This is a genomic window from Sporichthya brevicatena (assembly GCF_039525035.1).
GTDB lineage: Bacteria > Actinomycetota > Actinomycetes > Sporichthyales > Sporichthyaceae > Sporichthya > Sporichthya brevicatena.
The window spans coordinates 23,293-32,074 of the sequence record NZ_BAAAHE010000048.1; the positions used below are offsets into that span (position 1 = coordinate 23,293).

At 72.3% G+C, this 8,782-nt stretch carries 11 protein-coding genes; 8 read left to right on the forward strand and 3 right to left on the reverse strand.

Going from position 1 to position 8,782, the window contains the following annotated elements; translation table 11 throughout:
• Nucleotides 1–5: 5 nt before the first annotated feature.
• The 5 genes from ABD401_RS22330 (at nucleotide 6) to ABD401_RS22350 (ending at nucleotide 3,138) form a co-directional block, all read left to right on the forward strand.
• A complete protein-coding gene (locus tag ABD401_RS22330; RefSeq protein WP_344608925.1) occupies nucleotides 6–821 on the forward strand; it encodes a SigB/SigF/SigG family RNA polymerase sigma factor in 816 nt (271 codons plus the stop codon).
• Between the two features lie 16 nt (nucleotides 822–837).
• Nucleotides 838–1,848: a DNA topoisomerase IB gene (locus ABD401_RS22335; RefSeq protein WP_344608927.1), complete on the forward strand. Its 1,011-nt coding sequence runs from the start codon at nucleotides 838–840 to the stop codon at nucleotides 1,846–1,848.
• Nucleotides 1,849–1,951: 103 nt separating this feature from the next.
• The gene (locus ABD401_RS22340; protein ID WP_344608929.1) at nucleotides 1,952–2,200 is read left to right on the forward strand and encodes a hypothetical protein; all 249 of its coding nucleotides are present in this window, start codon (nucleotides 1,952–1,954) and stop codon (nucleotides 2,198–2,200) included.
• A gap of 64 nt (nucleotides 2,201–2,264) precedes the next feature.
• Nucleotides 2,265–2,912 (forward strand): HemK2/MTQ2 family protein methyltransferase, encoded by a 648-nt coding sequence (locus ABD401_RS22345; RefSeq protein WP_425566232.1) that lies wholly within the window; start codon nucleotides 2,265–2,267, stop codon nucleotides 2,910–2,912.
• Nucleotides 2,896–3,138 (forward strand): CDGSH iron-sulfur domain-containing protein, encoded by a 243-nt coding sequence (locus ABD401_RS22350; protein ID WP_344608933.1) that lies wholly within the window; start codon nucleotides 2,896–2,898, stop codon nucleotides 3,136–3,138. Before ABD401_RS22345 ends, ABD401_RS22350 begins: the two co-directional genes overlap by 17 nt.
• Before the next feature lie 175 nt (nucleotides 3,139–3,313).
• Here the strand turns inward: ABD401_RS22350 and ABD401_RS22355 are convergent, their stop codons facing one another.
• On the reverse strand, nucleotides 3,314–4,324 hold the full coding sequence (locus tag ABD401_RS22355; RefSeq protein WP_344608935.1) for an iron-containing redox enzyme family protein: 1,011 nt from the start codon (nucleotides 4,322–4,324) through the stop codon (nucleotides 3,314–3,316).
• Between the two features lie 51 nt (nucleotides 4,325–4,375).
• Here ABD401_RS22355 and ABD401_RS22360 point away from each other — a divergent pair, with 51 nt between their 5' ends.
• On the forward strand, nucleotides 4,376–5,968 hold the full coding sequence (locus tag ABD401_RS22360; RefSeq protein WP_344608936.1) for a phytoene desaturase family protein: 1,593 nt from the start codon (nucleotides 4,376–4,378) through the stop codon (nucleotides 5,966–5,968).
• A 177-nt stretch (nucleotides 5,969–6,145) separates the two neighbouring features.
• Here the strand turns inward: ABD401_RS22360 and ABD401_RS22365 are convergent, their stop codons facing one another.
• Together ABD401_RS22365 and ABD401_RS22370 are read right to left on the reverse strand one after the other, a co-directional pair.
• Nucleotides 6,146–6,592 (reverse strand): SRPBCC family protein, encoded by a 447-nt coding sequence (locus ABD401_RS22365; protein ID WP_344608938.1) that lies wholly within the window; start codon nucleotides 6,590–6,592, stop codon nucleotides 6,146–6,148.
• 49 nt (nucleotides 6,593–6,641) lie between these two features.
• Nucleotides 6,642–7,112 (reverse strand): CinA family protein, encoded by a 471-nt coding sequence (locus ABD401_RS22370; protein WP_344608940.1) that lies wholly within the window; start codon nucleotides 7,110–7,112, stop codon nucleotides 6,642–6,644.
• Between the two features lie 244 nt (nucleotides 7,113–7,356).
• Here ABD401_RS22370 and ABD401_RS22375 point away from each other — a divergent pair, with 244 nt between their 5' ends.
• A complete protein-coding gene (locus ABD401_RS22375) occupies nucleotides 7,357–8,250 on the forward strand; it encodes a magnesium transporter CorA family protein (protein ID WP_344608942.1) in 894 nt (297 codons plus the stop codon).
• Nucleotides 8,247–8,777 (forward strand): flavin reductase family protein, encoded by a 531-nt coding sequence (locus ABD401_RS22380; RefSeq protein WP_344608944.1) that lies wholly within the window; start codon nucleotides 8,247–8,249, stop codon nucleotides 8,775–8,777. The genes ABD401_RS22375 and ABD401_RS22380 overlap by 4 nt, the downstream gene beginning before the upstream one ends.
• Nucleotides 8,778–8,782 lie beyond the last annotated feature (5 nt).

Here is an 8,782-nt window from a genome sequence, read left to right on the forward strand (position 1 = left end):
CGGTCATGAACGCGACCCCCACGATGACCTCCGCCCCGGCGGCCACCCTGACCCGCGCCGCCGTGAACGCCGACAGCACTGACGACGACCTTTTCCGCGCTCTCCGCGCCGCCACCGAGGACGCCGAGCGCGAGCGCATCCAGGAGTTCATCGCCGTCCGGTACGCCGGGCTGGTCAAGTGGCTCGCCAGCCGGTACGCCGGCCGCGCCGTCGAGACCGACGAGCTCGAGGCCGTCGGGTTCGTCGGCCTCGCGCTGGCGATCAGCCGCTTCGACCCGGACCACGGCTCCGACTTCGCGGCGTACGCAAAGCCGACCATCCAGGGCGAGATTCGCCGCTACTTCCGCGACAAGCGTCGCTGGATCCGGCTCCCCCGCCGCCTGCAGGAGACCAAGGCGGTTCTGCGGGACGCCACGGAGTCGCTCGCGCACGAGCTCGGCCGCGCCCCCACGGTCAACGAGCTCGCCGAGAAGCTGGCCGTCAGCCCGGACCTGGTCCTGGAGGCCATGACCGCGGAGGACCACTTCTCGGTCACCTCGCTGGAGTCCCCGGTCAGCGGCAGCGACGAGGACGGCCAGACCGTCGCCGACACCGTCGCCTTCACCGACGGCCGTTTCGAGCTCTTCGAGGACATGGAGGCCCTGCGCCCCCTGATCGAGCAGCTGAGCGAGCGCGACAAGCGCATCCTGCACCTGCGCTTCTACGAGGAGAAGACGCAGTCGCAGATCGGTGAGGAGCTCGGCATCTCCCAGATGCACGTCTCGCGGCTGCTGGCCCGCACCCTGGCGCAGCTGCGTCAGGGGATGCTGGCCGACGCCTGAGCGCCGGAGCGCCGCGGTGAAACTGCGCCGCAGCGATCCTGCGGCGCCCGGAATCCGACGGATCCGGTGCGGCAAAGGTTTCCGCTACCGCCACGACGACGGCTCAGCCGTCAGCGCCGAGGACCGGGCCCGCGCCCAGGCCCTAGTGATCCCGCCGGCCTGGACGGACGTCTGGATCTGCCCCGACCCCCGTGGCCACCTGCAGGCCACCGGCCGTGACGCCGCCGGGCGCCTGCAGTACCGCTACCACGACGAGTGGCGGACGGTCCGGGACGCGGCGAAGCACGACCGGATGTTCGAGTTCGCGAAGGTCCTGCCGCAGATCCGGGCGACGGTGGCCGAGCACCTCGACCAGCGGGGCTTCCCGCGCGAGCGGGTGCTCGCCGGGGCGGTCCGGCTCCTGGACCTGGGCTTCTTCCGCTCCGGCAGCGACGCCTACACCGTCGAGCACGGGACGTTCGGGCTGGCCACCGTCCGCCGGGAGCACGTCACGTGCCGGCGCGGCGTCGTCGAGTTCGACTACCCGGCCAAGCACGGGATCCAGCGCGAGCAGGCGGTCGCCGACGAGGCGATCTGCCGCCTGATCACCGGGCTGCGCCGCCGCAAGGACGACAACCCCGAACTGCTCGCCTGGCGGGACAGCACGGGCTGGCACGACGTCAAGGCCGCGCACATCAACGCCTACCTGCGGGAGATCTCCGGCGGATCCTTCACCGCCAAGGACTTCCGCACCTGGCACGCCACCGTGCTCGCGGCCGTCGGGCTGGCGGTCTCGGCGGAGGTCACGTCCCCGACCGCCCGCAAGCGCGCCGTGGCCCGGACCGTCCGCGAGGTCTCCGAGTACCTCGGGAACACCCCCGCCGTCGCCCGCCGGTCGTACATCGACGCCCGCGTCATCGACTGCTACGACGACGGCCGGACCGTCACCGGAGCCCTCGACGACCTCGGCGAGGGCGTCGAACCCGGCTCGCTCGCCACCGCCGGCCCCGTCGAGGAGGCCGTTACCAAGCTCCTGCGCTCGGCCTGACGAACTCGCGGCCGGGCGCGGGGTTGAAACCGCGTTCCGGCGGGTAACTCACGTTAGCCACCTCCAGAACCGGGGTTGCTCGACGTCTCGGAAATCGGAGTCCTTGGCCCCCACGCCTCGTTCGCGCGCCGACATGGTCGCCGTGCTCTCGACGGAGTTTCCCGCGCTGGACGCGGAGACCGTCGCGCACGCCGTCGACCACGCGGTGCACGTCGCCCAGCAACTGAACGGCGGGTCCGAAGACCTGGTCTGGGTCCGGGCCGGAGTGCTCGCGCGCGACCACCTCGACGTCGCCGTCCACCGGGCCCGTCGCGGAATCGAGTTGCCACCCGAGGCACCGCTCGCGGTCTGAGTCACCCTCAGACACAGGTGGCGTCCAGCATTGCCGGCGCATTTCCGGGTAGGTCCGCTGCGTGCTGCTGCTGAGACTTCCGGGTGTGTACGCCCCGCAGGAAGACACCCTCCTGCTCCTCAACACCGTCCTCGCCGAGCCGCTGCCGCCCAACGCTCGCGTGTGCGAGCTCGGGACCGGCAGTGGCCACATCGCCCTCGAACTGGCCGCCGCCGGCGCCGGTGAGGTCGTGGCCGTCGACATCGCGCGCCGCGCGATCCTCGGCACCCGCATCAACGCCATGCTCCGCCGCCTCCCCGTCCAGGCGCGGCGCGGCGACCTGCTCTCCGGCGTCGCGGGCCTGTTCGACCTGATCGTCGCCAACCCGCCCTACGTGCCGACCTGCGACGGCCCGCCGCCCGCCCACAGCCGGGCGCGCGCCTGGGACGCCGGCCGCGACGGCCGCGCCCTCCTCGACCGGATCTGCCGCGACGCCCCGGGCCGGCTCGCGCCGGGCGGGTCCGTGTGGCTGGTCCACTCCGCCCTGTGCGACCCGGGCCGCACCGTCGCGCTCCTGAGCGAGCAGGGCCTGACCGCCGAGGTCGTCAAGAAGGACGAGATCCCCTTCGGCCCCGTCATGCGCTCCCGCGAGGCCTGGCTGCGTGCCGAGGGCCTGATCGGCCCCGGCGAGAACACCGAGACCCTGGTGGTCGTCCGTGGCACTCGCGCCTGAGACCGTCCCCGACGCCGGGCCCGGCGACGAGTCCTTCCCCCGCCGGGCCGCCGAGGTCCGCCGGGTCACCTGCAACCGCGGTGGGCCGGTTCTCGTCGACGGGCCCATCGAGGTCTGCGTCGGTGACGGCCCGCCCGAGCGGATCGACCGCTTCCGCGTCGCGATCTGCGCCTGCGGCCAGAGCGGCCGCTACCCCCTCTGCGACGGCACCCACCGCCGCCTCTGAGCGCCCCTTCCTTCCCGGCCAGGCCCACCCCTGCGGGATGACGTCCCACAGCAGTGCCCTGTCGGCCCTCGTGCGGGCTGACACTCACCTCCCCGGGATGACGTCCCGCAGCAGTGCCCTGTCGGCCCTCGTGCGGGCTGACAGGGCAGGCCTGCGGGACGTCATCCCGCAGGAGTCAGATCGGGCCGAGGAGGCTGGAGCGGCCGGCGGTCCAGGAGCTCAGCAGGTGCTCGTCGAGGCGGGTGTCGAGGTACCCGGCGGCGCAGATGCCGAAGACGACGTCCTCGGCGAGGTGGGGCTCGTGCTCCAGCAGGGTGCCGATCACGTCCGCGCGCATGACCTGCTCGTGGACGGAGTCGGCGACGACGTGCTCGGCGTAGAACTCCTCGGCGATCTCGCAGCCTCCGGCGCGACGGATCGCGGCGACCATGCGCATCGACCCGGGCGGGGAGGTGATCTCGACGGCGGCGAGCTGACCCAGCAGCGCGCCGCGGCGGGCGCGGTGCAGCCCGCACAGCGACATGAAGTTGACGACGGCGAGCATCGGCCCCGGCACGACGTCGATGTAGACCCCGTACCGGGCGTCGAGGTCGAAGGCCCGCATCAGGGACGCGAACAGCTCCGCGTGCATGCGGGCAGCGCGGCCGCCGCCGTACTCGTCGAACTCGACGGCGGCGACGCCCGCCTTCGTCGCCCCGGAGAGCCGGGGCAGCACGAACGCCTGGGGGTCCGCCTCCTTGAGGTGGTACATCGAGCGGTGGACGAGCATCTCCCGCACCTGGGCGCGGGTGCCGTTGCGGGCGAGGAAGTCCGAGACCCCGCCCTCGCCGTCGACGGCAAGCAGGTCGGCGATCGCGGCGTCGACGTCGGCGCTCGGGGAAATCTGCTCCCGCAGCGCCCCGGCGAAGCGACGCTCCAGCGCGGTGCGCAGCGCGAGGACGTCGGCGTCCCACTCGCGGTCGTCGTCGACGCCGGCGAAGCCCCGGTAGTGCAGCTCGTACGCCATGTAGAGCGCGAGCTGCAGGTCGTCGCCGAAGGGATCGGCGTCCCCGACGGCGCCGGCGTGCCGGTTCCCGGTCGCGCGACCGCAGATCAGGTCGAGCATGTGGGCCGAGATCGACCCTCGGGCGGCGGGCAGCGGCGGGCCGACGGCCTCCGGGCAGGCGGGCAGCTCAGTAACCGTCATGTGGCGCATCTACCCAGGTAAACGTACGGAAAGCGTGGGTAGGGCCAGGACATGAACTCCTCCGTGGATGCCGTGGTCGTCGGGGCCGGCCCGAACGGTCTGGTCGCGGCCAACCTGCTCGCCGACGCGGGCTGGGACGTCCTGGTCCTGGAGGCCGAGGACGAACCCGGCGGCGCCGTCCGCAGCGGCGAGTACGTGGCCCCGGGATTCGTGAACGACCGGTTCAGCTCGTTCTACCCGCTCGGCGCGGCCTCCCCCGCCCTCGCGGCGCTCGACCTGCCCGCCCACGGCCTGCGCTGGACCCACGCCCCGACCGCGCTCGCCCACCCCCTGCCGGACGGCCGGACGGTCGTCCTCAACCGGGACGTCGACGTCACCGCCGACTCCCTCGGTGCCTTCGACCGCGGCGACGCCGCGGCCTGGCGGGCGCTCGTCGACCAGTGGAACGAACTCGGCCCGACGTTGATGGACGCGTTGCTCACGCCGTTCCCGCCGGTCCGCGCCGGGGCGAAACTGGCGCGGCAGCTCAAGGTCCACGGCGCGCTGAGCTTTGCCCGCTTCGGTCTGCTCTCGGTCCGCGCCTACGGACGCGAGCGCTTCGCCGGCGAGGGCGGGCCGCTCCTGATCGCCGGCAACGCCATGCACACCGACCTCGGCCCCGAGGAGGCCGGTAGCGCGATCTTCGGCTGGCTGCTCGCGATGCTCGGCCAGGACGTCGGCTTCCCCGTCCCCGTCGGCGGTGCCGGCGAGCTCACGGCGGCGATGGTCCGCCGCCTGACTTCCCGCGGCGGACGCGTGCGCTGCGGCACCCGCGTCGAGCAGGTCCTGGTGCGGGACGGCCGTGCGGTCGGCGTCCGCGCCGACGGCGAGACGTTCACGGCCCGCACCGTCCTCGCCGACGTCACCGCACCCGATCTGTACCTGCACCTGCTCGGACCCGACCAGGTCCCGGCCCGGCTGCGCGACGACCTGCGCCGGTTCTCCTGGGACGACGCGACGATCAAGATCGACTGGGCGCTGTCCGGTCCGATCCCCTGGAAGAACCCCGAGGTCGTCGGGGCGGGCACCGTACACGTCGGCGGGGACTTCGACTCCCTCTCGGAGTTCGCCCACGAGCTCGCGATGGGCCGCGTCCCGCGGGACCCGTTCCTGTTGCTGGGTCAGATGACGACGGCCGACCCGACGCGCTCCCCCGCCGGCACCGAGTCCGCGTGGGCGTACACGCACGTCCCCGCCCGGCCGGGCGGCATCGACGGCTGGCGCGACCCCGACCTGCAGAAGCGTGTGCTGGCGGCCGTCGATCGACGCATGGAGGAGTACGCCCCGGGGTTCACCGATCTCGTGATCAACCGTCACGTCAGCTTCCCGCCCGACCTGGAGGCGGAGAACGCGAACCTCGTCGAGGGCGCGATCAGCGCCGGGACCAGCGGCCTGCACCAGCAGCTCGTCCTGCGTCCGCTGCCCGGCCTCGGCCGGCCGGAGACGCACATCCGCGGGCTCTATCTCGCGTCCGCCTCGGCCCACCCGGGCGGCGGGGTCCACGGCGCCCCCGGCGCGAACGCCGCCCACGCCGCGCTCCGGGCCGGGACCTCCGGTCGCCTCGCGACCGCCGTCATCCGCGCCCTCGCCTCGGGCCGCGGCTGAGCCGCCCTCCGTCGAGCCCTCTCTCTCTGCGGGATGACGTCCCGCAGAGGTGGGATGTCAGCCCGCACCAGGGCCGACACAGGGGTACTGCGGGATGACGTCCCGCAGAGGTGGGGTGTCAGCCCGCACCAGGGCCGACACGGGGGTGCTGCGGGACGTCATCCCGCAGAGAAGGGCCTAGCGGTGGACGACCATCTGCCGGATGCGCTGCTCGAGACGGCGGAGGGTCTCGACGTTGCGGATCTTGATCAGCAGGTCGAGGACCGGGTTGTGGAGGGTCGCGGCGACGCCGCGCAGCGGGTGCTCGTCGATGTGGACGACGCAGCCGCCGTCGACCTCCTCGACGGTGAAGCAGATCCGCGCGGTGCCCGCCGGCCAGGCGTGCGCCTCGAGCTCGAGCTTGACGTCCGGCTCGTAGGCGCAGGCGACGGTCTTGTCGTCCTTGCGCAGCGGGGCATAGCCGATCGTGTAGTGGATCTCGGTGCCCGGCGTCGGCCACTCGGGGTCGGCGGAGCGGATGTTCCGCGTCCCGACCACCCAGCGGTCGTAGGTGTAGCCGTCGTGCAGCGCGAGGAAGACCTGGGCGGGGCTGAGGCCGGTCATCGTCCGGGAGGTGCGTGCCATGTCCGAGGTCTGCCCCGCTCCCCGCGGCGCAACCGTCCTGCTCAGCAGGTCAGCCGATGTGCATCCGGTCCCGGACGGCCTGCAGCGCGGCCTCGCAGGTCTGCGAGCAGATCTCGTCCGGCTCGCCGCCGAACTTGTACTCCCAGGCCTCGATCGGGATGCCCTCCCACGCCAGGCCGATCCACACCGTGCCCGGGGACTGCCCCTCCTCCTCGCCGGGGCCGCCGACCCCGGTGGTGGAGATCCCGATCCGGGCCCCGAGAACCCGGCACGCGCCGGCCGCCATGGCCATGGCCGCCGGCTTGCTCACGACGGGCCCGTGCGGGACGTCGAGCACGTCCCGCTTGACCTCGGAGCTGTAGGCGACGACACCGCCGCGGAACCAGCTCGACGCGTTCGGCGCCGCGGCGAGCTGCACCGTCAGCTGACCGCCGGTCAGGGACTCGGCGGCACCGACGGTGTGGCCGTGTTCTTCGGCGAGGGCGGCGATTTCTTCGGCAAGTTTGTTGGTGGGCGACACGACTGGTACCTACCGCGGTTCGCCGCACTTCAGTCCTGGGTGAATCGCGATCGGACGGGTAGAGCGACCTCCGGAGTTCCGGAGGTGTCCCATTTCCCGTACCGCCCCACCGAAACCCGGCGCCTCCGACCGCGGCGCCGGTAACGCGCTGCGCGCCTACCTCTACGACAAGAACGGCGAGGACCACGCCGTCGACCCCGAGCAGGATCGCCTCGGCCGGATCGGCAGGAACCAGCTGCTCTGGGTGGACCTGTGCCTCGGCGACGGCGACCTGGAGGACTCCACCGCCAAGCTGCTGAGCGAACTCCACGACGGCCTGCTCGACGACGAGGAGCTCATCTGGCTCCAGGAGCGGGACAAGGCCGCCCTCTCCGAGGACGCCGAGGGCCATATCCTCATCGCCGCTCTCGCCTACGCCGACGGACCGGACCCGGTCGCGATCCGCTGCGTGGTGGGACGCGGCTGGATCGTCACCGCGCACACCGAGCAGGTCGATCTCATCGAGCTGCTCAACGAGCCGATCAGCTCCCAGTTCAACCTCGGCCGCATGGACGGCCCGCGTTTCCTCGCCGTCCTCATGGACTGGCACCTGAGCACGTTCTTCGATCGTGTCGAGCAGCTCGACCGCGAGGTCGACGACCTCGACGAGCAGCTCATCGCGCCCGAGTTCAACCGCCAGGACCGGGAACTGATGGATCGTCTGATCGACCTGCGCCACCGCGTGGGCCGGCTCCGGCGGACGGTCGTCGACCACCGCGAACTGCTGACCCGCCTGGCCGACCCGGAGCTGATCGTCCTCTCGAACTCCGAGTCCGCGCACCGCTTCGCCGAGCTGACGAACCGGCTGGAGACGGCCGTGGGCTCGATCGACAGCACGCGGTCGGCGATCACGGGCTCGCTCGAGATCTTCATGAGCCGCACCGAACAGCGGACCAACGACGTCATGAAGGTGCTGACGGTGATCTCCGCCGTCCTCATGCCGGCGACGGTCATCGCCGGCGTCCTCGGCATGAACTTCGAGCTCGGCTTCTTCTCCAATCTCGTCGCGTACTGGATCGTTCTGGGCGCGATGCTCGCCATCGCCGCGGGCACGCTCGTCGCCGCGCATCGCCGCGGCTGGATCGGAGGACCGCAATGAGCACCGAGGCGATCCCGGCGAACGCCGTCGAGGACTTCCACGCCGTCATGGGCCAGCTCGACTGGCCGATGCACCTCGTCACCGCCGTCTCCCGCGACGGCGAGCGGAACGGTTGCCTGCTCGGGTTTGCGACGCAGTGCGCGATCCACCCGCCGCGCTACTTCGTCTTCCTGTCGAAGAACAACCACACGTTCGACGTCGCCGAGCAGGCCGAGGCGCTCGGAGTGCACTTCCCCGACCCGGGCCAGATCGACCTCGCGATCCGCTTCGGCACCCGCACCGGCGACGAGGTCGACAAGCTCGCCTCCGAGACCTGGCACGACGGGCCGCTCGGTGTCCCGATCCTCGACGAGGTGACGCGCTGGTTCGTCGGGCGCATCCTCGACCGTCTCGAGGTCGGCGACCACATGGGCTACCTGCTGGAGCCCGTGGCCGCGTCGTCCGCCGGGCACCCCCGGGGGCAACTCGGATTCCAATCCGTCAAGCACCTCGACGCCGGGCACGACGCGGACCCGGACGAGGACTGAGCCGG